This window comes from Streptomyces drozdowiczii, assembly GCF_026167665.1.
Taxonomy (GTDB): domain Bacteria; phylum Actinomycetota; class Actinomycetes; order Streptomycetales; family Streptomycetaceae; genus Streptomyces; species Streptomyces drozdowiczii_A.
This window is the reverse complement of sequence record NZ_CP098740.1, coordinates 5302045-5326416: the sequence shown is the minus strand read 5'-3', so window position 1 is coordinate 5326416 and position 24372 is coordinate 5302045. Positions and strand designations below refer to the sequence as shown.

Below are 24372 nucleotides of genomic sequence, written 5' to 3'. Positions count from 1 at the left end.
CCATGACCACCACCACCGAAACCGCCACCGGGACGACCGTCCTCGACGCCAGCGGGGTCACCATGCGCTTCGGCGGCCTCACCGCCGTCCGCGACGTCGACCTCCAGGTCAACAGCGGCGAGATCGTCGGCCTCATCGGCCCCAACGGCGCCGGCAAGACCACCTTCTTCAACTGCCTCACCGGCCTCTACGTCCCCACCGAGGGCAAGGTCAGCTACAAGGGCACCGTCCTGCCGCCCAAGCCCCACCTCGTCACCAAGGCCGGCATCGCCCGCACCTTCCAGAACATCCGGCTCTTCGCCAACATGACCGTCCTGGAGAACGTCCTCGTCGGACGCCACACCCGGACCAAGGAAGGGCTCTGGTCGGCACTGCTCCACCTCCCCGGCTACCACGCCGCGGAGACCGCCAGCCGCGCACGCGCCATGGAACTCCTGGAGTTCATCGGCCTCCAGGACAAGGCCGACCACCTCGCGCGCAACCTCCCCTACGGAGACCAGCGCAAGCTGGAGATCGCCCGCGCGCTCGCCAGCGACCCCGGCCTCCTCCTCCTGGACGAGCCCACCGCCGGCATGAACCCGCAGGAGACCCGCGTCACCGAAGAACTCATCTTCGCGATCCGGGACCAGGGCATCGCCGTCCTCGTCATCGAGCACGACATGCGCTTCATCTTCAACCTCTGCGACCGCGTCGCCTGCCTCGTCCAGGGCGAGAAGCTGGTCGAGGGCACCGCCTCCGAGGTCCAGAGCGACGAACGCGTCATCGCCGCCTACCTCGGCACCCCCTTCGAAGGCGCCCCCGGCGCGGACGAGGTCGCCGAGGTCGAGAAGGCCGAGGCGAGCGCCGCCACCACCACGACCACGGAAGAGGAGGACAACCGATGACCGCACTGCTGGAGGTCGAGGACCTCCGCGTCGCCTACGGCAAGATCGAAGCCGTCAAGGGCATCTCGTTCACCGTCGAAGCCGGCCAGGTGGTCACCCTCATCGGCACCAACGGCGCCGGCAAGACCACCACCCTGCGCACCCTCTCCGGGCTGCTCAAACCGCTGGGCGGCCGCATCCTCTTCGAGGGCAAACCTCTCACCAACATCCCCGCGCACAAGATCGTCTCCCTGGGCCTCGCCCACTCCCCGAGGGCCGCCACATCTTCCCCCGGCTGACGATCACGGAGAACCTGCTGCTCGGTGCGTACCTCCGCAACGACAAGGCGGGCATCGAGAAGGACGTCCAGCGCGCCTACGACCTCTTCCCCATCCTCGGGGAACGCCGGAAGCAGGCCGCCGGGACGCTCTCCGGCGGCGAGCAGCAGATGCTCGCCATGGGCAGGGCGATGATGTCCCAGCCCAAGCTGCTCATGCTCGACGAGCCCTCCATGGGCCTCTCGCCGATCATGATGCAGAAGATCATGGAGACCATCGTCGAACTCCGCGCCTCCGGCACGACGATCCTCCTGGTCGAGCAGAACGCCCAGGCCGCGCTGTCGCTGGCCGACCAGGGCCACGTCATGGAGATCGGCAAGATCGTCCTCTCCGGCACCGGGGCGGACCTCCTCCACGACGAGTCCGTCCGCAAGGCGTACCTGGGCGAGGACTGAGCGCCTACGCGTACGAGAAAGGCCCGCGCCTCCGTGGCGCGGGCCTTTCCTGTGCTGTACGGGGTTACTCGGCGGCCTTCTTCTTCTCCTCGGCGTCCGCGATCAGGGCCTCGGCGAGCTGCTGCATCGACAGCCGGCGGTCCATGGACGTCTTCTGGATCCAACGGAACGCCTCCGGCTCGGACAGCCCGTAGTCCGTCTGGAGGATGCTCTTCGCCCGGTCCACCAGCTTCCGGGTCTCCAGCCGCTGGGCGAGGTCCGCGACCTCGTTCTCCAGGGCCTTCAGCTCGGAGAACCGGGACACGGCCATCTCGATCGCCGGTACGACGTCGCTCTTGCTGAACGGCTTCACGAGGTACGCCATCGCCCCGGCGTCCCGGGCCCGCTCCACGAGGTCGCGCTGCGAGAAGGCGGTGAGCATGAGCACCGGCGCGATGGACTCCTCGGCGATCTTCTCGGCGGCGGAGATCCCGTCGAGCACGGGCATCTTCACATCGAGGATCACCAGATCCGGCTTGTGCTCCCGCGCCAGCTCGACGGCCTGCTGCCCGTCCCCGGCCTCCCCGACGACGGAGTACCCCTCCTCTTCGAGCATCTCCTTGAGATCGAGGCGGATGAGGGCCTCGTCCTCGGCGATGACGACACGGGTCGTCAGCGGCGGAACGTGCGACTTGTCGTCATCGGCGACGGGCTGGGGCGACTCGGGGGTGGTCACGGGGCTCCTTGGTCCAGGGCAGGTACAGCTCCCTTGAGCCTACCCAGCTGCGGTATGGTGGTCGCGCAGCGGGTCGGAGGAAACCTTCGATTCTGTCAGCCCCGGTAGCCCAATTGGCAGCAGGCGATGGATTCAAAACCCATACAGTGTCGGTTCGAGTCCGACCCGGGGCACTTTTCCTTCGATTCGAAGGTCGCAGAGAAATGCCGCTGATGCACACCATCGTGTGATTGCACCGCCATTCTTCCCCCAGAGCATCACGCTCCGACCAGGCTCGGCCGTGTGTACGACCTGGAAACACACAAGCACGCGCTCGCCCTCCTCGATCAGGGCCTCAGCCAGAACGCCGTGAGTAAGCAGACCGGCATTTCGCGGGCCGCGATACGCGCCTGGCTCACGCGCATCGAGCCGCTGCCCCGCATCGTGGGGCACGCCGAATGCCCCCGCTGTGCGCCCGTGCCCTTCCCGCCCAGTGACCCCGCCAACTACTCGTACCTACTGGGCCTGTACTTGGGCTACGGCTGTATCAGCGCGCACCCGCGAGGCCTCGGCTATTACTTGCGCATTGCCTGTGCCGACGCGTGGCCGGGTCTCATCGAAGAATGCCGCAACGCTATCGCGGCCATCCATCCGTCAGGCGCCGTGTATCTCGCGCAGAGGCAGGGGTGTGTCGCAGTGACCAGCTACAGCAGGCACTGGCCCTGCCTGTTCCCGCAGCATGGTCCCGGCAAGAAGCACGACCGCACCATCGCTCTGGCCCACTGGCAGCAGGAGATCGTGAACGCTCACCCGTGGGAATTCATCCGAGGGCTTGTCCACTCCGATGGCTGCCGCATCACCAACTGGGCCACCCGCCTCGTCCGAGGCGAACGGAAGCGCTACGAGTACCCGCGCTACTTCTTCAGCAACAAGTCGGACGACATCCGCAAGCTCTTCAGCGACACGCTCACCGCCGTAGGCGTCGAATGGACCAGGCTCGCCCGGGGCAGCGACCCGTTCAACATCTCCGTCGCCCGACGGGCGTCCGTCGCTCTCATGGACGCTCACGTCGGGCCGAAATACTGAGCCGCCCTACTTCGGGCTGTCGTCCTCGCCGATGTGGTGCACGCGCACCAGATTCGTGGAGCCCGCGACACCCGGCGGGGAGCCGGCCGTGATGACCACGACGTCGCCCTTCCGGCAGCGGCCGATCTTCAGGAGTTCCTCGTCGACCTGGGCGACCATCGCGTCCGTGGAGTCCACATGCGGGCCCAGGAACGTTTCGACGCCCCACGTCAGGTTCAGCTGGGAGCGCGTGGCCGGGTCCGGGGTGAAGGCCAGGAGCGGGATCGGGGAGCGGTAACGCGACAACCGCTTCACCGTGTCGCCGCTCTGCGTGAAGGCCACCAGGAACTTCGCGCCGAGGAAGTCGCCCATCTCCGCCGCCGCGCGGGCCACCGCGCCGCCCTGGGTGCGGGGTTTGTTCCGGTCCGTCAGCGGCGGGAGGCCCTTCGCGAGGATGTCCTCCTCGGCCGCCTCCACGATGCGGGCCATCGTGCGGACCGTCTCGATCGCGTACTTGCCGACGCTCGTCTCGCCGGAGAGCATCACCGCGTCCGTGCCGTCGATGATCGCGTTGGCGACGTCGGACGCCTCGGCGCGGGTGGGCCGGGAGTTGTCGATCATCGAGTCGAGCATCTGCGTCGCGACGATGACCGGCTTCGCGTTGCGCTTGGCGAGCTTGATCGCGCGCTTCTGGACGATCGGGACCTGCTCCAGCGGCATTTCGACGCCCAGGTCGCCGCGGGCGACCATGATCCCGTCGAAGGCGGCGACGATGTCCTCGATGTTCTCGACGGCCTGCGGCTTCTCGACCTTGGCGATGACCGGGAGGCGGCGGCCCTCCTCGTCCATGACGCGGTGGACGTCCTCGATGTCGCGGCCGCTGCGGACGAAGGAGAGGGCGATGATGTCGGCGCCCGTGCGAATCGCCCAGCGCAGGTCCTCGATGTCCTTCTCGGAGAGCGCGGGGACGGAGACGGCGACACCGGGGAGGTTGAGGCCCTTGTGGTCGGAGACCATGCCGCCCTCGACCACCGTGGTGCGGACGCGGGGGCCGTCGACTTCGGTGACCTCTAGGGTGACGCGGCCGTCGTCGATCAGGATGCGCTCACCGGGGGTGACGTCGGCGGCGAGGCCGCTGTACGTCGTACCGCAGCCGTTGCGGTCGCCGTCCATCGGCTCGACGGTGATGGTGAAGTCGTCGCCGCGTTCAAGGAGTACGGGTCCCTCACGGAAGCGCCCGAGGCGGATCTTCGGGCCTTGAAGGTCGGCGAGGACGCCCACGCTGCGGTGCGCCTCGTCGGACGCTTTGCGCACGCGGTGGTACCGCTCTTCGTGTTCGGCGTAACTGCCGTGGCTGAGGTTGAGGCGGGCGATGTCCATTCCCGCCTCGACCAGGGCCTTGATCTGGTCGTATGAGTCGGTTGCGGGTCCCAGGGTGCAAACGATTTTGGCTCGGCGCATGGTTCGAGCCTAGACCTTACCTATGGGTAGGTAATTGGCTCTGTATGACTGTCCAACCACCTTTGCATGAAGGGTTATTGACAAGTGTTGAATTGTGCGGCGGCGTGCTCGGATGAGCACGCGCCGGTGTCCCCGTAGCCGGGAATTCAGAGTTTCGGCGGGGTCATGGTGAAGCGGGCGTTCACCTGCGCGTACACGGTCTGGCGCTGCGGTTCGAGGTCGATGGCGGGCGGTCCTCCGGCGGCGGCGCCGGGCGCCTGGGGCGGGGCGCCGTAGCCGCCGGTCCTGGCGAACGCGACCGGCGGGGCGGCGTTCTCCGCGCCTATGTCGGCGAGTTCGACCAGGGCGGCGAGCTCCGCGCCGAGCGCCCCGGCGTATTCGCGGGCGCGCTGGACGGCTTCGCGGACGGCCTGGCGGCGGGCCTCGCCGTGGGCGGGCGAGGTGGGGCGCAGGGCCCACCAGGGGCCGCTGACCTGGGTCATCTCCAGGTCGCCGACGCGGGTGACGAATTCACCGAGTGCGGTGAAGTCGTTGAGGACGGCGGTGATGTAGACGCGTCCGTGGTAGGCGCGGATCTTCTCGTCGCGGCCGCGCTGGACGAGTTCGGGGTGGATGGAGAGCGCGCCGGTCTCGATCTTCTCGACGGCGTCTCCGTAGGTGCGGGCGAGTTCGAGGACGGTGGCGTTGCGCCGGGTGAGGTCTTCGAGGGCGGTGCGGCGGTCCTTGCCGCGGGCGGTGACGGTGATGGAGAGGCGGGCGATCTCGGGGTCGACTTCCAGGCGGGCTTCGCCGCGGACGGCGAGGCGGGGCTGGTCCGGGGTGCCGTAGGGCTGCGCGGTGTCGGTCATGGGTCCACTCTGGCATCCGGGTGTGACAGCCGGGGTGTGCACGGCCGGACGGCGTCCCGTCGATGTGTGGTCATGGAACGGAAACCTGCCGGGGGTGTTGCCGGGGGCGGTGCGTGGGTGATTATCTACGCGCGTTGTTGGACGGCGTACGACAGAACTTCGCACCAAGTGAACCGAAATGTGGGAGACGAGATGCCGCTGAACCGAAGGACGTTCCTGGGGACATCGGCCGCGGCCGGCGCGAGCGCGGTGGTGGTGGGCGGCGTCGCATCGCCCGCCGAGGCGCACGGGCGCGGGCACGGTCATGGTCACGGGCGTCCGCAGAAGCGGTACGCGTTCACCGTGATGGGGACGACGGACCTGCACGGGAACGTCTTCAACTGGGACTACTTCACGGACGCCGAGTTCGACGACAAGGACCACAACGACGTCGGTCTGGCGAAGATCTCGACGCTGGTGGAGCAGGTGCGGCGCGAGAAGGGCCGGCACAACACCCTGATGATCGACGCGGGTGACACGATCCAGGGCACGCAGCTCTCGTACTACTACGCGAAGATCGACCCGATCACGGCGAAGCGCGGTCCGGTGCACCCGATGGCGCAGGCGATGAACGCGATCGGCTATGACGCGGCGGCGCTGGGGAACCACGAGTTCAACTACGGCATTCCGGTGCTGCGGAAGTTCGAGGAGCAGTGCGACTTCCCGCTGCTGGGGGCGAACGCGCTGGACGCGAAGACGTTGCGGCCGGCGTTCGCGCCGTACGTGATCAAGAAGCTGCGTACGCCGCACGGGCGTGATGTGAAGGTGGCGATCCTGGGGCTGACGAACCCGGGGATCGCGATCTGGGACAAGGCGAATGTGAGCGGGAAGATGGTGTTCCCGGGTCTTGAGGAGCAGGCGGCGAAGTATGTGCCGCGGCTGCGTTCGATGGGTGCGGACGTGGTGATCGTGTCGGCGCACTCGGGGAACAGCGGGACGTCGTCGTACGGGGACCAGATCCCGTACGTGGAGAACGCGGCCGGTCTGGTGGCGGAGCAGGTGCCGGGGATCGACGCGATCCTGGTGGGCCACGCGCACCTGGAGATTCCCGAGTACTTCGTGGAGAACAAGGAGACCGGGAAGAAGGTCGTGCTCTCGGAGCCGTTGAAGTGGGGGCAGCGGCTGACGCTGTTCGACTTCGAGATGGTGTGGGAGAAGGGCCGCTGGGTGGTCGAGAAGGCCGGTTCGCGGGTGCTGAACTCGAACACGGCGGCCGAGGACCGGAAGATCACGAAGCTGCTGGCGGACGAGCACAAGAAGGTCGTGGCGTACGTCAACCAGGTGATCGGTACGGCGGCGTCGGAGATGACGACGGCGGAGGCGGCGTGGAAGGACGAGCCGATCATCGATCTGATCAACGTCGTCCAGGCGGAGACGGTGAAGGCGGCGCTGGCGGGCGGTGAGTACGCGGAGCTTCCGGTGCTGTCGCAGGCGTCGTGCTTCTCGCGTACGGCGCGGATTCCGGCCGGGAACGTGACGATCAAGGACGCGGCGGGTCTGTATCCGTTCGAGAACACGCTGGAGGCGCGTCTGGTGACGGGGGCTCAGATCCTGGACTACCTGGAGTTCTCGGCGAAGTACTACGTGCAGACGGCGGCGGGTGCGCCGGTGGATCCGGAGAAGCTGACGAACGCGGACAGCACTCCGGACTACAACTACGACGCGGTGTCGGGTCTGACGTATGAGATCGACATCGCGAAGCCGGTGGGTTCGCGGATCGTGAATCTGTCGTTCGAGGGGAAGCCGCTCGATCCGAAGGCGCAGTTCGTGCTGGCGGTGAACAACTACCGGGCGAGCGGGGGCGGCAATTTCCCGCATGTTCCGGCGGCGAAGCAGCTGTGGGCGAATTCGGAGGAGATCCGGAACACGATCATCGCCTGGGTGCAGGCGAAGGGTTCGGTGGACCCGGCGGGGTTCGCTTCGGTGGACTGGAAGCTGACGCGGGACGGGGTGCCGGTGTTCTAGGCGCGCGGTCGGTGCGGGCGGTCGTTCCGCCTCCCCTTTTCCGGGGAGGTGGGGCGGCCGCCCTTTGTGCGTCAGGGGCGGGTGAGGGGGACGAGGGTGGGTTGTTGGGCGGGGATGGCGGGGTGGGTGAGGCCGAAGGTGGTGAAGGCGGTGCGCTTCGGGAGGGGGTACGGGGTGGTGCCGGTGAGGTCGTTGAGGATGGTGGCGCTGCGCCAGGCGGCGAGGCCGAGGTCGGGGGCGCCGACGCCGTGGGTGTGGCGTTCGGCGTTCTGTACGTAGATGTGGCCGGTGACGGCGGGGCCGAGGTCGAGGCGGTGGTGGGCGTCGACGCGGGGGCGGCCGGCGGCGTCGCGGCGGAGGTGGGGGGCGAGGTGGTGGAGGAGGGTGTCGAGGGGGCGTTCGCGGTAGCCGGTGGCGAGGACGACGGCGTCGGTGGTGAGGCGGGTGCGGGTGGACTGCTGGGTGTGTTCGAGGTGGAGTTCGACGCGGGTGTTGGCGACGCGTCCGGCGGTGCGGACGGTGACGCCGGGGGTGAGGGTGGCGTCGGGCCAGCCGCCGTGGAGGGTGCGGCGGTAGAGCTCGTCGTGGATGGCGGCGATGGTGTCGTGGTCGATGCCCTTGTGGAGCTGCCACTGCTGGGGGACGAGGGTGTCGCGGACGGTTTCGGGGAGGTCGTGGAAGTAGCGGGTGTAGTCGGGGGTGAAGTGTTCGAGGCCGAGTTTGGAGTACTCCATGGGCGCGAAGGCGGGGGTGCGGGCGAGCCAGTGGAGCCCTTCGTTTCCGGTGGGGCGGGCGCGCAGGAGGTCGAGGAAGATCTCGGCGCCGGACTGGCCGGAGCCGATGACGGTGATGTGGCGGGCCTGGAGGAGGCGGTCGCGGTGGTGGAGGTAGTCGGCGGAGTGGATGACGGGGGCGGTGCCGGTGTCGGTGAGGGGTTTGAGGGCGTCGGGGATGTGGGGTTCGGTGCCGATGCCGAGGGCGATGTGGCGGGTGTGGGTGCGGCCGAGTGATGCGGCTTCGCCGTGGGCGTCGAGCTGGGTGTGGTCGACGTCGAAGCGGGCGGTCTGGGGGTCCCAGCGGATGGCGTCGACCTGGTGGCCGAAGTGGAGGCCGGGGAGCTGGGTGCTGACCCAGCGGCAGTAGGCGTCGTATTCGGCGCGGTGGATGTGGAAGCGCTCGGCGAAGTAGAAGGGGTAGAGGCGGTCCTGGGTGCGTTGGTAGTTGAGGAAGCTCCAGGGGCTGGTGGGGTCGGCGAGGGTGACGAGGTCGGCGAGGAAGGGGACTTGGAGGGTGGCGCCGTCGATGAGGAGGCCGGGGTGCCAGTGGAAGGCGGGGCGCTGTTCGTAGAAGGCGGTGGTGAGGGGGTGGGCAGGCCGTGGGCGAGGGCGGCGAGGGAGAGGTTGAAGGGGCCGATGCCGATGCCGGTGAGGTCGTGGGTGCGGTGGGGGTCGGGGGTGGCCGGGGCGGCGGTCATCGGAGGGTGCTGCCTTCCTTGAGTTCGGCGGTGAGCCGGGTGACGAGGGTGAGGAGGCGGTGGAGGTCGTCGGGGGTGGTGTGGGGGTTGAGGAGGGTGGCCTTGAGCCAGAGGCGGCCGTGGGCGTGGGTGCGGCCGAGTACGGCGTGGCCGCGGGTGAGGAGGGTGCGGCGGACGGTGGCGACGGTGTGGTCGTCGGCGCCGGTGGGGCGGAAGAGGACGGTGCTGATGGTGGGGCGGTCGTGGAGTTCGAGGCCGGGGGTGGCGGTGACGAGGTCGGCGAGGGTGTGCGCGGCGGCGCAGGTGCGGTCGACCAGGTCGGCGAGTCCGGTGCGGCCGAGGGCCCGGAGGGTGACGGCGATCTTGAGTACGTCGGGGCGGCGGGTGGTGCGCAGGGAGCGGCCGAGGAGGTCGGGGAGGCCGGCTTCGGTGTCGTCGTCGGCGTTGAGGTAGGGGGCTTGGTGGTGGAGGGCGTGGAGGTGGTGGCGGTCGGGGACGGCGAGGATGCCGGCGGAGGCGGGCTGCCAGCCGAGTTTGTGGAGGTCGAGGGTGACGCTGTCGGCGCGGTCGAGTCCGTCGAGTCGGTGGCGGTGGGCGGGGCTGAAGAGGAGGGGCCCGCCGTAGGCGGCGTCGATGTGGAGTTCGGCGCCGTGGCGGGCGCAGAGGTCGGCGATCTCGGTGAGGGGGTCGATCTGGCCGGTGTCGGTGGTGCCGGCGGTGGCGGTGACGAGGAGGGGGCCCCGCGCGTGGTGGCGGGCGAGGGTCTCGTGGAGTGCGGGGACGTCGATGGTGCCGTTCGGGGCGGGCACGGTGAGGGGTTCGGGGAGGCCGAGGAGCCAGGCGGCGCGGGTGAAGCTGTGGTGGGCGTTGGCGCCGGTGATGGTCTGGACGGGGCCGTGGCGTTCGCGGGCGAGGAGGAGGCCGAGTTGGTTGGCCTCGGTGCCGCCGGTGGTGACGAGGGCGTCGGGTGCGGGGTGGTGGGGGTAGACCTCGGCGGCGAGCGCGGCGGTGGTGTCGGCTTCGAGGGTGGAGGCGGCGGGGGCCTGGTCCCAGGAGTCCATGGAGGGGTTGAGGGCGGAGGCGGCGAGGTCGGCGGCGGCCGCGAGGGCGAGGGGCGGGGTGTGGAGGTGGGCGGCGCAGAGGGGGTCGGCGGGGTCGGCGGCGCCTTCGGTGAGGGCTTGGACGAGGGTGGCGAGGGCGTGGTGGGCGCCGGTGCCCCGGTCCGGGATGAGGGGGGTGAGGGCGGTGCGGGTGCGCGGGGTGACGGTGTCGGGTCCGCCTGCGGGAGGGGGCCGTCGCGGCGTCGGGCGCCTTCGGCGAGGGCGGTGAGGACGGTGTCGAGGAGGGGGCGCAGGGCGTCGGGTCCGGTGGTGGACCCGGCGAGGGGCGGTACGGGCATGGGGCGGGTGGTCCTTCGGGCGCGCGGGGACGGGGGCGGGCATGGGCATGGGTGTGCGTGCCAGCTTGTCCGGGTTTCGGGTGGCGCGGCCGGGGACCGGGTGATCTGAACTCGAAAGGGTGGCGGGGCGCGGGTGGGGGCGTGTTGCCAGGGGCTGCGGTGGTATGGGCGTGCCCGGCGCGCCCCTCGCGGTGAGGGGCGGGCCGGGCACGGGTGGGGTCAGTTGGCGTTGCGTACGTTCAGGGCGCGGCGCAGGTCGTCGATCTGGTCGATGAGCTTGCGGCGGAGGGCGGGGGTGAGGGCGGGGTCGTTCAGGGCTTCCTCGCCGGTGCGGAGGCTGTCGGCGTCGACGGCGTGGGCGGGGAAGGCGTGGCGGCCGGCGGCCTCGGCGATGGCGGGGCCCCGGCGGGCGGCGAGCTGGGCGGCCTCGGGATAGAAGCGGGGCACGTATGCGCGTACGAGGTCGGTCTGTTCGGGCTGCCAGAAGCCCTGGGCGGTGGCGGTGAAGAGGTAGTTGGAGAGGCTGTCGTCGTGGAACATCGCGTCCCAGGCGGCGGCCTTGGCCTCGGGGGTGGGCAGGGCGGCGCGGCAGCGGGCGGCGCCTTCCTGGCCGGTGGCGCTGGGGTCGTCCTCCAGGGCCGCGTCGATGGCGGTCTCGTCGGTGGCGCCGAGGACGGCGAGGCGGGTGAGGATGCGCCAGCGCAGTTCGGGGTCGAGTTCGGGTCCGCCGGGGACGGTGTCGTCGGCGAGCCAGCCCTGGATGGTGTCGGGCTGGGTGGCGGCGTCGATGAGGTGGCGTACGGCGGTGAGGCGGAGGCCGGGGTGGGTGCCGTCCTCGGTGCGGCGGATGAGGTCGCGGCAGAGGGAGGTGATCGTGGCGAGGGCGGCGGGGCGGTCCTCGGGGGCGGTGTAGCGGCCGGCGACCTGGGTGTCCGCGAAGGCGAGGACGCCTTGGAGGAGGGCGAGGTCGGTCTCGTACGGGAGGTGGGCGCGGGCGGCTTCGAGGTAGGTGCTGGGGGCGAGTTCGCCGTCGCGGACCATGTCGCGGGCGGAGTTCCAGACGACGGCGCGGGTGAGGGCGTCGGGGATGCCGGAGAGGCTGTCCAGGACGGTGTTCCAGGAGTGCGGGTCGAGCCGGACCTTGGCGTAGGTGAGGTCTTCGTCGTTGAGGACGACGAGGGCGGGGCGGCGGCCGGGGCGGGTGACGGGGGCTTCCTCGGGGATGCCGGCGTCGAAGCGTTCGCGCAGGACGAGGGGGGTGGGTCCGTGCTGGGTGTCGAGGCTGTGGTCGTAGGCGCCGACGCTGATGCGGTGGGGGCGGGTGCCCCGGTGGTCGACGGTGAGCGACCAGGTGGTGTCGGTCTCGGTGGTGTGTGCGGCGAGGGTGTCGACGCCGGTGGTGCGGAGCCACTGCTGGGCCCAGGCGTGGACGTCCCGGTCGGTGGCCGATGCGAGGTTGTCGATGAAGTCGGCGAGGGTGGCGTTGCCGAACTTGTGGCGGGCGAAGTGGGTGTTGATGCCCGCGAGGAAGTCCTTCTCGCCGAGCCAGGCGACGAGCTGGCGCAGGGCGGAGGCGCCCTTGGCGTAGGAGATGCCGTCGAAGTTGAGGAGCGCGGAGGCGGTGTCGGGGACGTCGGCCGGGTCGGGGGCGACGGGGTGGGTGGAGGGGCGCTGGTCGGCGTCGTATCCCCAGCCCTTGCGGGCGACGCCGAAGTCGACCCAGGTGTCGGTGAACCGGGTTGCTTCGGCGAGGGTCTGGTAGCCCATGTACTCGGCGAAGGACTCGTTGAGCCAGATGTCGTCCCACCAGGCGAGGGTGACGAGGTCGCCGAACCACATGTGGGCCATCTCGTGGGCGATGACCATGCCGCGGGTCTGGCGTTCGGTGTCGGTGACGGCGGAGCGGTAGATGAACTCGTCGCGGAAGGTGACGAGTCCGGGGTTCTCCATGGCGCCGGCGTTGAACTCGGGAACGAACGCCTGGTCGTACGAGTCGAAGGGGTACGGCTCGGTGAACTTCTCCTGGAACCGGTCGAAGCAGGCCCGGGTGATGTCGAGGATCTCGTCGGCGTCGGCGTCGAGGTGGGGGGCGAGCGAGCGGCGGCAGTGGATGCCGAAGGGCAGTCCGGCATGCTCGGTGGTCACGGAGTGCCAGGGGCCGGCCGCGACGGCGACGAGGTAGGTGGAGAGCGGCGGGGTGGGGGCGATGGTCCAGCGGCCGTCGCCGGTGTGCTCGGTGACGCCGTTGCCGAGGACGGTCCAGCCCTCGGGGCGGTGACGGTGAGCGCGAAGACCGCCTTGAGGTCGGGCTGGTCGAAGGCGGCGAAGACGCGCTGGACGTCCTCCATGAAGAGCTGGGTGTAGACGTACGTCTCGTTGTCGCTGGGGTCGGTGAAGCGGTGCATGCCCTCGCCGGTGCGGGAGTAGCGCATGGCGGCGTCGACGCGGATCTCGTGCGGTCCTTCGGTGAGGCCGGTGAGGGGGTACCGGTTCTCGGTGAGGTCCGCGGGGTCCAGCGGCTGCCCGTCGAGGCTGATCGAGCGCAGGGTGGCCGGCTTGAGCTCGATGAAGGTGTCACCGGCCGTGCGGGCGGTGAACTCGATCACGGTGCGGGAGTCGAAGGTCTCCTCCCCCGCGGTGAGATCGAGTTCGATGGTGTATCGCTGAACGTCGAGGATCTGGGCTCGGGCCTGCGCTTCATCGCGCGTCAGTACGGACATGGGGACATGCTGCCGTATCGGCCGGGCGGCGCGCAGGCGGGTTCCGCTGGGGGCGGACGGCCGTGCGGGGTCCTTTGAGGGCTAAGATTCTTACCCCATTGTGTACCCGCACGGAGGTGTGCCCGGGATGGCGGAGCAGGCGGACGCGGTGGCGTCGATCGTGGCGGACTGGCGGCGTGAGCGGCCGGAGCTGGATACGGCTCCGCTGGAGGTCTTCGGCCGGCTGCACCGGGCGTTCCTGCGGTACAGCACGGCGATCTCGCGGCCGGTGGAGCGCAAGGGGCTTTCGATGGCCGGCTTCGACGTGCTGACGGCGTTGCGCAGGGCGGGGGCGCCGTTCCGGCGCACGGCGGGCGAGCTGGCGGATTCCGGGCTGATCAGCTCGGCGGGCGTGACGCTGCGGATAGACCGGCTGGAGAAGGACGGGCTGATCCGGCGGGAGCGGGATCCGCAGGACCGGCGGGTGGTGCACTCGCGGCTGACGGACGAGGGGTTGTCGCTGATCGACGCGCTGTTCTCGGAGCATCTGGAGAACGAGCGGCGGATGCTGGCGGGGCTGTCGGAGGCGGAGTGCGTGGAGCTTGCGCGGTTGCTGGGGAAGCTGGAGCGGTCTGTGCTGTCGGCGGAGGGCGGTGAGTAGGCGCTCCGCGGGGGCGCCGGGATCCCGGCGCTGGGGTGTCCTCAATCGCCGGACGGGCTTGTTGTGGCCGGCGATTGAGGACGTCGGTCAGGCCGTCGCCTGCGACTCCGCCTCCGTGCGGTACATGCGGCGGACGCGGACCACGCCCAGGTCGTGCTGGTAGAGGTTCTCCGCCTGGTCGGCGTCGGCGCGCAGGTCCTCCAGCATGACGCGGTCCTGTTCGAGGACCTCCCAGTGGCGGTCCTCCAGGAGCGTCTTGTACAGGAAGCGCCAGGTGTCGCGCTCCCAGCCGGTGACCTTGCGGTAGCGCCAGAAGAAGACGGCGCAGCGGTCCTCGTCGATGGGGGTGGCCATGCCGACGATGCCGAAGGGTCCGCCGGGGCCGGCGGTCGGCGGGTAGGGGATGGTGAGGTCGACCCAGTCGACGCCGGTGCGGCAGAGTTCGACCCAGTCGAAGTTGACGCCGCTCTGGTCGGTCTTCTCGAAGAAGAAGCCGCGTTCGGTCTCGCGGATGCGGAAGCGGGCGGTGGTCTGGCCCTCGGCCATGCTGTGCGAGTCGCGGTGGAGGAACGAGCCGTGCATGGGGTCGAGCAGGTTCTCGACGGCGTAGCGCCAGTTGACGTTCCACTCGGCGTAGCAGAGGAACGCCGAGGTGCCGGGGTCGGTGAGGGGTTCGGGCAGGGTGAGCGGGACGGGTTCGGCGTGGGCGTGGTCGCCGAAGTAGGCGAGGACCGCGCCGCCGGTCTCGATGAGGTGGGGGGCGGCGACGAGTTGCTTGCCCTCCAGGTTGCAGCCGGGGAGGCCGGGGACGGCGGCGACGGTGCCGGTGCCGTCGACCTGGACGCCGTGGTACCAGCAGGCGATGCGGTCGCCGAGGTGTTTGCCGAGGGAGAGGCGGGCGCCGCGGTGGGGGCAGCGGTCCTCCAGCATGTGGAGGGTGCCGTCGGCGCGGCGGAAGAGGAGCCATTCCTCGCCGAGGAGGGTGAGCCGTTTCATGCCGCCGGCGGGCACGAAGTCCGAGGGGCAGACGGCGTACCACTGGTTGCGGATGCCGGTGGCGAAGAGGCGGTCGGCGGTGCGGTCGCCGGGGCGGGCGACCTCGGAGGGCCGGGTCGGGGTGGTGGCGGTGGTCATGGCTGTCTCACGCTCCCAGTCGGCGCATCTCGGCGCGGAAGGTGTCCTCGGTCCAGGGGCTGCCGTCGGGGGCGGGCAGGTCGCGGGCGTTGAGTCCGGCGACGAGTCCGGGCAGGTCGTGGGCCCCGCCGCCGAAGACCTCCTCGATCACGGCGGCGAGCTTCTTCTCGTACGGGGTGGGCTCGGCGGTGCGGGCCTGGTGCGGGTCGAGGTACTGCGGGCTGGTCGGGCCGGTCATGTCGGCTCCCTTCGGGCGGGTCAGAGGTCGAGTACGAGGCGGGGGGTGCGGGACCGGGAGACGCAGAGCATCATCGAGGCGCCGGCCGCGCGTTCGTCCTCGCTGAGGAGGAAGTCGCGGTGGTCGGGGGTGCCTTCGAGGACCTTGGTCTCGCAGGTGCCGCAGATCCCGTCGCGGCAGGAGGAGGCGACGGGGATGCCGGCGTTCTCCAGGGCGTCGAGCGCGGAGGTGCCGGGGGCGACCTCGACGGTGCGGCCGGTGCGGGAGCAGACGAGGTCGAAGCCGGTGTCCTCGCCGTCGCGGGGTGCGGCGGCGGGTGCGGCGAAGCGTTCGGTACGGGCGTCGGGGCGGCGTTCCTCGACGGCGGCGAGGAGGGGTTCGGGGCCGCAGCAGTAGACCTGGGTGCCGGGTGCGAGGCCGGTGAGGAGGGTGTCGAGGTCGGGGTGGCCCTGTTCGTCCTGGGGGATGAACTCGACGCTGCCGCCGGGCTGTGCGGCGAGGGCGGTGAGTTCGGCGGTGAAGGCCATGGAGGCGCGGGTGCGGCCGCCGTGGACGAGCCGCCAGGGGGTGCCGGTGCGGGCGGCCTCGCGGGCCATGGCCAGGAGCGGGGTGATGCCGATGCCGCCGGCGACGAAGAGGTAGCCGGGGGCGTCGGGGTCGAGCGCGAAGTGGTTGCGGGGGCCCTGGACGTGGACGGTCCGGCCGGGGCGGAGTTCGCTGTGGATGTGGGCGGAGCCGCCCCGGGAGGCGGGTTCGCGCAGGACGCCGATGCGCCAGCGGGTGGTGTCGGCGGGGTCGGAGCACAGGGAGTACTGGCGGACGTGGCCGCCGGTGTGGACGTCGATGTGGGCGCCGGGGCGCCAGGCGGGGAGGGGCTTGCCCTCGGGGTGGGTGAGTTCGATGCTCAGGACTCCGTCGGCCTCCCACGTCATGCGGTGGACGAGCAGGTCGAGCCGGGGCTCCTCGGCGGGTGTCATGACGGGTCGCCTCCTTCTGCGGGGGTGCCGGTGGCGGCGGCGGGGAGTTTGACGGGCGGGGTGAAGGGGGTGTTCATCGGGCCGAGCGCGGTGAGGTCGATCTCCACGAGGGTGGGGCCCGGGGTCGCGACGGCTTCCTTGATGACGGGTCCGGCGTCGGCCTCGGCGGCGATCCGGGCGTACGGGAGGCCGGTGGCGGCGGCGAGCAGGGTGAAGTCGGGGGTGGTGAGGTCGACGCCGGAGCGGCGGGGGAAGTGGTTGTCCTGCATGTTGCGCAGGACGCCGTAGCCGCCGTCGTTGAAGACGAGGAGGGTGAGGTCGGGCTTCTCCTGGGCGAGGGTGAGGAGTTCGCCGAGGTGGACGGCGAGGCCGCCGTCGCCGGCGATGACGACGGTGGGGGTGTCGGGGCGGCCGAGTGCGGCGCCGATGCCCATGGCGAGTCCCTGGCCGATGCCGCCGCCGCGCGGGAAGACGTTGGTGGCCGGGTCGGTGATCTCCAGGAGCCGGTTTCCCCAGGTGGAGGACGGGATGGTGACGTCCCGGGCGATGACGGACCCGGGCGGGCAGGCGTCGCGTATCGCGTCGTTGATCGCGGCCTGCGGGCCGATGGCGTGGCGCTGCGCGGCGCGGGCGGCGGTACGGGCCTCGCGTACGCGGCCGGGCCAGCTCGGCTCCGTACTCCCGCTGGTGACACGGCCGAGGAGGGCGGCGAGTACGGCGGAGGCGTCGCCGTGGAGGGCGACGGTCGCCGGGTGGACGCGGCCGGGGGCGGCCGGGTCCAGGTCGATCTGGATGTGTGTGGCGGGGAGTCCGAGGCTGTAGTCGGCGGTTTCGTTGGAGCGGAAGTGGGTGCCGATGGTGAGCAGGACGTCGGCCTCGGCGAGCAGGGCGCGGCCGGCCGGGGCGGTGGCGTAGTTGCCGAGGACCCGCTCGTCGGACTCGGGCACGGCGCCGCGTCCGGAGTTGGAGGTGACGAGCCCGGCGTTCAGGGCGTCGAGGAGTGCGGCGACCTCGGGGCGGGCGGTGTTGGCGCCGCCGCCGGCCCAGAGGAGGGGGCGGCGGGCGGCGGACAGCAGGGCGGCCGCCTCGTCCAGGAGCGCCGGGTCGGGCAGGGCCGGGGTGGCGGGCGCGGGGACGGGGGTGCCGGTGAGCCGCTGGGGGGCGAACTGGAGGTCGATGGGCCACTCGACGCTGACCGGGCCGTGCGGGGCGGTCAGGGCGCGGGCGGCGGCCTCGCGCAGGAGGTCGCCGGCGCTCTCGGCGTCGGTGACGGTGACGGCGTGCGCGGAGACCGCGCGGAGCATGCCGAGCTGGTCCTTGGTCTCGTGGATGAAGCCGCGCCCGGAGCCGAGGTAGGCGCTGTCGATCTGGCCGGTGACGTGCAGGACGGGGGTGCCGGAGCTGAGGGACTCGATGAGGGAGCCGGCCGCGTTGCCCGCTCCCGTACCGGTGCTGGTGAGGGCGCAGCCGAGCCGGCCGGTGGCGCGGGCGTAGCCGTCGGCGGCGTTGACCGCGGCGGCCTCGTGGCGGACGGGGACGAAGCGCAGGTCGCGGTCGACGGCTTCGACGAGCGGCAGGTTGTGCACGCTGACGATGCCGAACACCGTGTCGACGCCCAGTCCGCGTAGCGTCTCGACGAGCAGGTCGCCGCCGTTGGGTCGGGTCATGTCGGGTGCTCCTGAGGGGGTTGGGGGACGGGTTACGCGACCGCGCGGTTGACGCCGCCGCAGACGTCGACGGTGGTGCCGGTGATGTACGAGGCGCGGGGCGAGAGGAGGGCGGTGACGGCGTACGCGACTTCGTCGGCGTTGCCGAGGCGGCCGAGGGCGATGCCCCGGACGGCGGCGAGTTCCGCCTGCCAGGCGGGGTAGTCCAGCGGGGAGCCGGAGGCGGCGTACCGGCGTTCCCACTGCCCGGTGTCGATGAGGCCGAGGCAGACGGAGTTGACGCGGATGCCGTCGGGGGCCAGTTCCTTGGACAGCGAGGTGGAGAGGTTGAGGATGCCGGCGCGGGCGGCGCTGGTGGTCATCAGCCGGGTCTCGGGCTGCTTGGCGAGGACCGCGTTGATGTTGACGACGGAGGCGGCGCGGGCGGCGCCGGAGGCGCGGAGGTGGGGCAGGGCGGCGTGCAGCGGGTTGAGGACGCCGAAGAACTTGAGCTCCAGCTCCTCGCGCCAGTCGGCGGCGGTGGTCTCGGCGAAGGGTTTCATCCGGGAGGCGCCGGCGTTGTTGACGAGGCCGTCGAGTCCGCCGAAGTGGTCGGCGGCGGCGTCGGTGAAGGCGCGTACGGCGGCCTCGTCGGTGACGTCGCAGGGGGCGTGGTAGAGGGTGTCGGGTCCGGCGAGGCCGTCGAGGGCGGCGGCGAGGGCGTCGGGGCGGCGGCCGCAGGTGGCGACGCGGGCGCCCTCCGCGAGGAGCGCGCGGACGGTGGCGAGGCCGACGCCGGAGCTGCCGCCGGTGACGAGTAGGCGGTGGCCTTTCAGCTGGAGGTCCATGTGCGGCTCCTAGCGGGTGGGTGGGTGCGGGCGGTGGTGGGGTGTCCTCAATCGCCGGACGGGCTTGAACTGCCTTGTCCTCAATCGCCGGACGGGCTTTCGTTCGTCACTGCATCGTGAAGCCGCCGTTCACGGCGAACGTCTGGCCCGTGATGTAGCCGGACTCCTCGCCGATGAGGAAGGCGATGAGGCCGACCAGGTCGGACGGTTGCTGGGGGCGGGAGATCGCCCGGTTCAGCCGGTACAGCTCGTGGCGTTCGGCGGGGATGTCCACGGCGGACTCCCCCTCCGTGAGGCCGGGCGCCACCGCGTTGACGGTGATGCCGAGGTCGCCCGTCTCGCGGGCCATCGCCCGGGTCAGGGAGATCACGGCGCCCTTGGACGCGATGTAGTGGGCGAGCCGGGGTGAGCCGTAGAGCGCGGCGTCCGAGGCGAGGTTGACGATGCGTCCGACGCCGTGGGCCCGCATGAGCGGGAGGAGGGCGCGGGCGACGAGCCAGGGCCCGCGCGCGTTGACCGTCATGATGCGGTCCCACGCCTCGACGTCGATCTCGTGGAACGGCTTGCCGCCCACCGCGTTGGCCAGCCCGGCGTTGTTGACCAGCCCGTACAGCCGGCTGCCGTCACCGGCGAGGGTGTCGGCGAGGGCGGCGACGGAGTCCGGGTCGGCGACGTCGAGCGGGTGGTAGTCCGCGGTGATGCCGTCGGCGCGGAGCTTCCCGGCCGCCTGACGGCCGGTGGCCTCGTCCAGTTCGGCGATGACGACGCGGTGTCCGTCGCCGCCGATCCGGCGGGCCGCGGCCAGTCCGAGGCCGCGGCCGGCGCCGGTGACGACGACCGTGCGGGAGGTGTCGTCGGCGGCCATCAGTCGCGGGTGACGCCGTGCATCGGCGAGTGCTCGGGGTAGGTCGGCACCTGCGGCTTCCGGGTGCCGATGATGACGCAGAACAGGGCGTCGGTGTCGCCCTCGTTCTTCAGGGAGCGGGCCACCCCGGCGGGGACGACGATCATGTCCCGGTAGCCGAGCGTGCGGTACTCGGTCTCGTCGGCGCCCCGGTGGATGCCGACCCTGACCTGCCCCTCCAGGACGAAGAACGCCTCCTCCACGTCGTGGTGGGTGTGCTCGGGGCCCTCGGCGCCCGGCGGGAGCAGCATGTTGGAGAGGGTGAAGCCGCCCGAGGGCAGGATGCGGTTGTCGCTCTCGTGGTTGCCGGTGGCGCCGGAGCCGACGTACCGGATCTGGGCGCGGCGGTACTGGGCGCCGGCCTTCTCCTGGAAGGAGAGGGTGTCCCAGTCGGGTTCGCGGGAGTCCTTGGTGGCGATGAGCGAGTCGGTGAACTTCGCGAGGTCGCCGTTGTTCTCGTACGGGGTCTTGTCGATGGGCACGGGATGCTCCTGGGTTCGTTCGGGGTGGGTGGGGGGTTCGTCGTTACGCGGGTACGCGGGCGACGACGTGGAGGTGGGCGCGGACCCAGGCGTTGAACGCCTCGGGGCGTTCCTGGTTGGCGAGGTGTCCGGCGCCGGAGAGGGTGACGTAGACGGATTTCTCCAGGCCCCGGCGATGGCCTGGGACTCGGCGGTGCCGGTGACCGTGTCCTGTTCGCCGCAGAGCACGAGGGCCGGTGCGGTGATGGCGGGCAGGTCGTCGGTGAGGTCGGCGTCCGCCATGGCGTCGGCGGCGTAGCCGTAGCCGGGGCCGCGGACGGAGGCGGCCATGGTGGCGACGACGCGGGCGACGAGTTCGGGGGGTGCGCCGTCCGAGACGAGCCGGGGCCCCCGGGCGGCGGCGAACGCCTCGGGCCCTTCGGCGGCGAGCTGTTCGGCGCGCCCGCGCATGGCCTTCGCCCTGTCCGGGTCGGTGCCGGAGCCCCGGCTTGAGTCGGCGACGATCAGGGAGGCGACGAGGTCCGGGTGGCGGGCGGCGAGGCGGAGGGCGATGACGCCGCCCCAGGAGACGCCGAGGACGTGGGCGGGGCCGCCGCGTTCGCGGATGAGGGCGGCGGCGGTGTCCGCGTAGCCGTCGAGGCCGGGGGCGTGGTCCGGGTCGGCGGAGTCCGCGTAGCCGGGGGCGTCCCAGGCGACGACCCGTACCTGGTCGGCGAGCCCGTCGAGCTGGGGGGCGAAGGCGGCGGAGGAGGAGCCGATGCCGTGCAGGCAGAGCAGGAGCGGGGCGTCCGGGTCGCCGGCTTCGCGGGTGTGGATTCCGGCGGTCACAGGATCTGCCCCGCCCGTCCGACGACGGCGCCGAGGCTGCGGAGCACGGCGTGCGGGACGACCTGGCTGGTGGCGGGGTTGGCGGCGTCGGGGCGGTGGGCGACCTCGAAGCGGTAGCTGCCGTGCGGGCCCGCCGCCTCGATGACGTGCCGGGTGAGGGTGGCGTCCGGGTCCGCGACGACGACGACCTCCACCAGGTCCGGGTCGCCGGTGGCGAGGGCGACCGAGGCGGCGACGTTGGTCGACCTGGGGAACTTCACCGGGACGTCCCGGGCGGTGCCGCGCATGACCTCGACGGGTGCGGTGGTGGTGCGCAGCCGGTCCGTCAGTTCCTCGTCCATCCAGGGCTGGTGGAGGGTGGCGGGCAGCTTGGTGGTGGTGAGGGTGACGGAGGTGAGGGGGCCGAGGCCGCGGACGGCCTGGAGGAGGTCGAGCCCGCCGACGGCGCCCCCGGTGAAGTAGACGCGGCCGGGCCCTGCGGCGCGCAGCCGGGCGGTGAGTTTGGGGTCGACCAGGGCTCCGGTGGAGGCGATGAGCAGGTCGGCGCCGCTGGTGAGGACGCGCTCGGCCCATTCCCGTACGACGGCCTGGCCGGCGGCTTCGACCACGAGGTCGCAGACGGCGAGGGCGTCCTCGAAGGAGAGCTGGGGCGCGGGGGCGTCCACCAGGGGCCGGTTGTCGATGACGCAGGTGAGTTCGGCGCCGGGGACGCGGCCCTCGGCGAGGGCGGTGCCGACGACGCGGCCGATGGCGCCCCAGCCGACGAGGGCGACGCGGCGGACGGCGGGTCCGGGGCGGGCGGCGGTGTCCGGGCGGGGGTGGAGGACGGTGGTCACGCGGTCACCTCTTCCGGGGTGGTGGTGAGGGGGCCGGGGTCGGGGATACCGGCCATGTGGCGGCGGATGGCGGGGGACGGCGGTCCGGCGGTGCCCCAGAGGTCGGAGAGGTCGGGGGTGCGGCGCCAGACCTTGGCGATCCAGGCGTCCTCCACGATCTGGGCGACCTCGGAGGTGTATTCGCAGACGAGTCCGGCCGGATCGGTGAAGTAGGAGAAGGTGTTGTTGCCGGGGCCGTGCCGGCCGGGCCCCCACTGGGGGGTGATGCCGTGGTGGCGGAGCCGGCCGAGGCCGCGCATGAAGTGGTCGACGGACGGCATCTCGTACGCGACGTGGTTGAGGGACGCCCACTCGGCCTGGTTGAAGGCGATGCAGTGGTGGTCGGCGTTGCAGCGCAGGAAGGCCATCTGGTGCTCGGACCAGTCGGAGACGCGCAGTCCGAGGACGGAGGTGTAGAAGGCGACGGCGGCGTCGATGTCCGTGGTGTTGAGGACGGTGTGGGTGACGCCGACGGGGACGGCGCCGTCCCGGCCGCGCGGGGTGACGGCGTGGGTCTGGGCGCTGAGTTCGATCAGCCGGCCCTCGGGGTCGGTGAAGCGGAGTCCGTAGCCGCCGCCGACCTGGTCGAGGGGGCCGGGTCCGGCGACGGGGACGATGCCGCGGGCGAGGAGGCGGCGGGCGGCCTCGTCGATCTCGGCGGGGGTGGCGACGGCGAAGCTGATGCGGCCGAGGCCGTTGCGGTCGGCGCGGGTGAGGTGCAGGACGTGGTGTTCCTCGCCGGTGCCGCGCAGCCAGGTGGCGTCGGTGTCGCGCTCGACGGGTTCCAGGCCCCAGACCTCGGCGTAGAAGTCGGCGGACTCGGTGAGGGCGGGCGTGTGGAGTTCGACGGAGCGCAGGGCGCGGAGCCGGGCTATCGGCCGGTCGTGGGGGTGGTCGTGGGGCATGGGGTCCTCCCGCTCGGGTGGGTGGGGCGCGTGCGGTGTCAGTGGGCGGCGGCCCAGGGCAGCGGGGTGGTGTCGGTGGCCCAGTAGAGGGACTTCTGCCGTTGGTAGCCGCGGATGAGGTCGCGGCCCTTCTCGGTGCCGATGCCGCTGTCCTTCAGCCCGCCGAACGGGGTGGAGATGCTGAACTGCTTGTACGTGTTGATCCAGGCGGTGCCCGCGTCGATGCGGCGGGCGAGCCGCCAGGCACGGGCGTGGTCGCGGGTCCAGATGCCGCAGGCCAGGCCGTAGACGCTGTCGTTGGCCTGGGCGACGAGGTCGTCCTCGTCCTCGAAGGGCAGGGCGACCAGGACCGGTCCGAAGATCTCCTCCTGGCAGACCCTGGCGGTGTTCGGCAGGCCGTCCAGGACGGTGGGCAGGTAGTAGGCGCCGTCCCGGTAGCGCTCGCCCTCGGGGGCCGCTCCCCCGCAGCGGACGGTGGCGCCCTCCGCGCGGGCCAGGTCGACGTAGGCGGCGACGCTGTCGCGGTGGCGGTGGTGGACCAGCGGGGCGACCTGGGTGTCCGGGTCGGTGCCGGGGCCGACGCGCAGTTTCTCCGTACGGGCGACGAGTTCGCCGAGGAACTCCTCGTAGCGGGAGCGGTGCACGAAGAGGCGGGAACCGGCGATGCAGCTCTGCCCGCTGGACGAGAAGATCCCGTACATGACGCCGGCGAGGGCCTGTTCGAGGTCGGCGTCCTCCAGCACGATCGTCGGGGACTTGCCGCCGAGTTCGAGCGAGACCGGGATCAGCTTGTCGGCGGCGGCGTGGGCGAGGGTGCGGCCGGTCTCCGTGCCGCCGGTGAAGGTGACCTTGCCGACGGCCGGGTGACGGACGATCGCGTCGCCGATGACGCTGCCCCGGCCCGGCAGGACGGAGAGCAGGGCGGTCGGCAGTCCGGCCTCGGTGAGCGCCTGGTGGACCAGGCGGCCGAGCGCGAGGGCGACGAGCGGGGTCCACTCGGCGGGCTTGAGGAGGACCGCGTTTCCGGCGGCGAGGGCGGGGGCGAGCTTCTGGGCGTCGCTGGCGATCGGCGAGTTCCAGGGGGTGATCGCGCCGACGACGCCGATGGGTTCGTGGACGCTCATCGTGAGGTACGGGCCGCGGGCCGGGGTGAGCGCGTCCTCGGCGGTCTCCAGGGCGGCGGCGGTGTAGCGGAAGGTGCCGGCGGCGCTGAGCACGAGGGCCCGGGTCTCGGTGCGGCACTTGCCGGTGTCCGCGGTCTGGAGCGCGGAGAGCCGGTCGGCGTCCTGCTCGACGAGGTCCGCGACGCGGTGCAGCAGCCGGGCACGGAGGTGGGCGGGCAGCTCGCGCCAGGCGGGCTCCCGGGCGGCCCGGGTCGCCGCGGCGGCGGCCTCCTCGACGTCTTCGAGGGACGCGGCACGCACGGTGGCGATGACCTGGCCGGTGGCCGGGTCGACGGTCTCGATGGGGGCGCCCCGGCCCTGGCGCCACTGTCCGGCGACCAACACCTCGTCGGCAAGCATCGGTTGGCCTCCTGCGGTCGTGATCGGTTCCCGGTCCGGCCGGAGCCGGTACCTCAGGGCTAAAAAGCTAAGCACTTAAGTAATGGCCCGCAAGCCCCCCTGGACAAAAAG

General features: G+C 71.6%; 17 protein-coding genes, 1 tRNA gene and 5 pseudogenes. 6 read left to right on the top strand and 17 right to left on the bottom strand.

What is annotated here, in order from left to right:
• Positions 1–2: 2 nt before the first annotated feature.
• A complete protein-coding gene (locus tag NEH16_RS24190; protein ID WP_265544904.1) occupies positions 3–884 on the top strand; it encodes an ABC transporter ATP-binding protein in 882 nt (293 codons plus the stop codon).
• Positions 881–1596: pseudogene (locus NEH16_RS24185) on the top strand (ABC transporter ATP-binding protein). Before NEH16_RS24190 ends, NEH16_RS24185 begins: the two are co-directional and overlap by 4 nt.
• Positions 1597–1660: 64 nt before the next feature.
• Here NEH16_RS24185 and NEH16_RS24180 read toward each other — a convergent pair.
• On the bottom strand, positions 1661–2311 hold the full coding sequence (locus NEH16_RS24180; RefSeq protein WP_018518762.1) for an ANTAR domain-containing response regulator: 651 nt from the start codon (positions 2309–2311) through the stop codon (positions 1661–1663).
• Positions 2312–2409: 98 nt separating this feature from the next.
• On the opposite strand from NEH16_RS24180, the gene NEH16_RS24175 reads away from it, so the two are divergent.
• Both NEH16_RS24175 and NEH16_RS24170 read left to right on the top strand, forming a co-directional pair.
• Positions 2410–2484 (top strand) — tRNA-Leu (locus tag NEH16_RS24175).
• 109 nt (positions 2485–2593) lie between these two features.
• Positions 2594–3376 (top strand): transcriptional regulator, encoded by a 783-nt coding sequence (locus NEH16_RS24170; protein ID WP_265544902.1) that lies wholly within the window; start codon positions 2594–2596, stop codon positions 3374–3376.
• A gap of 6 nt (positions 3377–3382) precedes the next feature.
• On the opposite strand, the gene pyk is transcribed toward NEH16_RS24170, so the two are convergent.
• Positions 3383–4816, bottom strand: a complete 1434-nt coding sequence (pyk, locus tag NEH16_RS24165) for a pyruvate kinase (RefSeq protein ID WP_265544900.1) — start codon at positions 4814–4816, stop codon at positions 3383–3385.
• 146 nt (positions 4817–4962) lie between these two features.
• A complete protein-coding gene (locus NEH16_RS24160; RefSeq protein ID WP_265544898.1) occupies positions 4963–5664 on the bottom strand; it encodes an SIMPL domain-containing protein in 702 nt (233 codons plus the stop codon).
• A 192-nt stretch (positions 5665–5856) separates the two neighbouring features.
• Here NEH16_RS24160 and NEH16_RS24155 point away from each other — a divergent pair, with 192 nt between their 5' ends.
• Entirely contained in the window at positions 5857–7668 is a 1812-nt protein-coding gene (locus NEH16_RS24155) for a bifunctional metallophosphatase/5'-nucleotidase (protein ID WP_265544897.1), read from the top strand.
• A gap of 71 nt (positions 7669–7739) precedes the next feature.
• Here the strand turns inward: NEH16_RS24155 and NEH16_RS24150 are convergent.
• The 3 pseudogenes from NEH16_RS24150 to pepN form a co-directional block, all read right to left on the bottom strand.
• Positions 7740–9142, bottom strand: a pseudogene (locus NEH16_RS24150) (lysine N(6)-hydroxylase/L-ornithine N(5)-oxygenase family protein).
• Positions 9139–10541: pseudogene (locus tag NEH16_RS24145) on the bottom strand (pyridoxal phosphate-dependent decarboxylase family protein). Before NEH16_RS24145 ends, NEH16_RS24150 begins: the two co-directional pseudogenes overlap by 4 nt.
• 219 nt (positions 10542–10760) lie before the next feature.
• Positions 10761–13261: pseudogene (gene pepN / locus NEH16_RS24140) on the bottom strand (aminopeptidase N).
• A 127-nt stretch (positions 13262–13388) separates the two neighbouring features.
• On the opposite strand from pepN, the gene NEH16_RS24135 reads away from it, so the two are divergent.
• The gene (locus NEH16_RS24135) at positions 13389–13901 is read left to right on the top strand and encodes a MarR family winged helix-turn-helix transcriptional regulator (RefSeq protein ID WP_073968269.1); all 513 of its coding nucleotides are present in this window, start codon (positions 13389–13391) and stop codon (positions 13899–13901) included.
• Positions 13902–13988: 87 nt separating this feature from the next.
• Here NEH16_RS24135 and NEH16_RS24130 read toward each other — a convergent pair whose 3' ends face one another.
• From NEH16_RS24130 to NEH16_RS24080, 11 genes and pseudogenes are all read right to left on the bottom strand, one after another.
• The gene (locus NEH16_RS24130; RefSeq protein WP_265544895.1) at positions 13989–15035 is read right to left on the bottom strand and encodes an aromatic ring-hydroxylating oxygenase subunit alpha; all 1047 of its coding nucleotides are present in this window, start codon (positions 15033–15035) and stop codon (positions 13989–13991) included.
• 7 nt (positions 15036–15042) lie between these two features.
• Positions 15043–15273 (bottom strand): recombinase-like helix-turn-helix domain-containing protein, encoded by a 231-nt coding sequence (locus NEH16_RS24125; RefSeq protein ID WP_073968267.1) that lies wholly within the window; start codon positions 15271–15273, stop codon positions 15043–15045.
• Positions 15274–15293: 20 nt separating this feature from the next.
• Positions 15294–16250, bottom strand: coding sequence for a PDR/VanB family oxidoreductase (locus NEH16_RS24120; protein WP_265544892.1), 957 nt, complete (start codon positions 16248–16250; stop codon positions 15294–15296).
• Positions 16247–17917: a thiamine pyrophosphate-binding protein gene (locus NEH16_RS24115; RefSeq protein ID WP_265544891.1), complete on the bottom strand. Its 1671-nt coding sequence runs from the start codon at positions 17915–17917 to the stop codon at positions 16247–16249. Before NEH16_RS24115 ends, NEH16_RS24120 begins: the two co-directional genes overlap by 4 nt.
• Positions 17918–17949: 32 nt before the next feature.
• Complete coding sequence (locus NEH16_RS24110) at positions 17950–18744, bottom strand: SDR family oxidoreductase (RefSeq protein ID WP_265544890.1); 795 nt, start codon at positions 18742–18744, stop codon at positions 17950–17952.
• 106 nt (positions 18745–18850) lie between these two features.
• The gene (locus NEH16_RS24105) at positions 18851–19609 is read right to left on the bottom strand and encodes an SDR family oxidoreductase (RefSeq protein WP_265544889.1); all 759 of its coding nucleotides are present in this window, start codon (positions 19607–19609) and stop codon (positions 18851–18853) included.
• Complete coding sequence (locus tag NEH16_RS24100; protein ID WP_073968262.1) at positions 19609–20130, bottom strand: cupin domain-containing protein; 522 nt, start codon at positions 20128–20130, stop codon at positions 19609–19611. The genes NEH16_RS24105 and NEH16_RS24100 overlap by 1 nt, the downstream gene beginning before the upstream one ends.
• Positions 20131–20173: 43 nt before the next feature.
• Positions 20174–20958 (bottom strand): annotated as a pseudogene (locus NEH16_RS24095) (alpha/beta fold hydrolase).
• Positions 20955–21794, bottom strand: a complete 840-nt coding sequence (locus NEH16_RS24090) for an aspartate dehydrogenase domain-containing protein (protein WP_265544888.1) — start codon at positions 21792–21794, stop codon at positions 20955–20957. Before NEH16_RS24090 ends, NEH16_RS24095 begins: the two are co-directional and overlap by 4 nt.
• Positions 21791–22738 carry a VOC family protein gene (locus NEH16_RS24085; RefSeq protein WP_265544887.1) on the bottom strand — a complete coding sequence of 316 codons (948 nt, stop codon included), beginning with the start codon at positions 22736–22738 and terminating at the stop codon, positions 21791–21793. Before NEH16_RS24085 ends, NEH16_RS24090 begins: the two co-directional genes overlap by 4 nt.
• Positions 22739–22776: 38 nt before the next feature.
• Positions 22777–24261: an aldehyde dehydrogenase gene (locus tag NEH16_RS24080; RefSeq protein WP_265544886.1), complete on the bottom strand. Its 1485-nt coding sequence runs from the start codon at positions 24259–24261 to the stop codon at positions 22777–22779.
• Between the last annotated feature and the right edge of the window lie 111 nt (positions 24262–24372).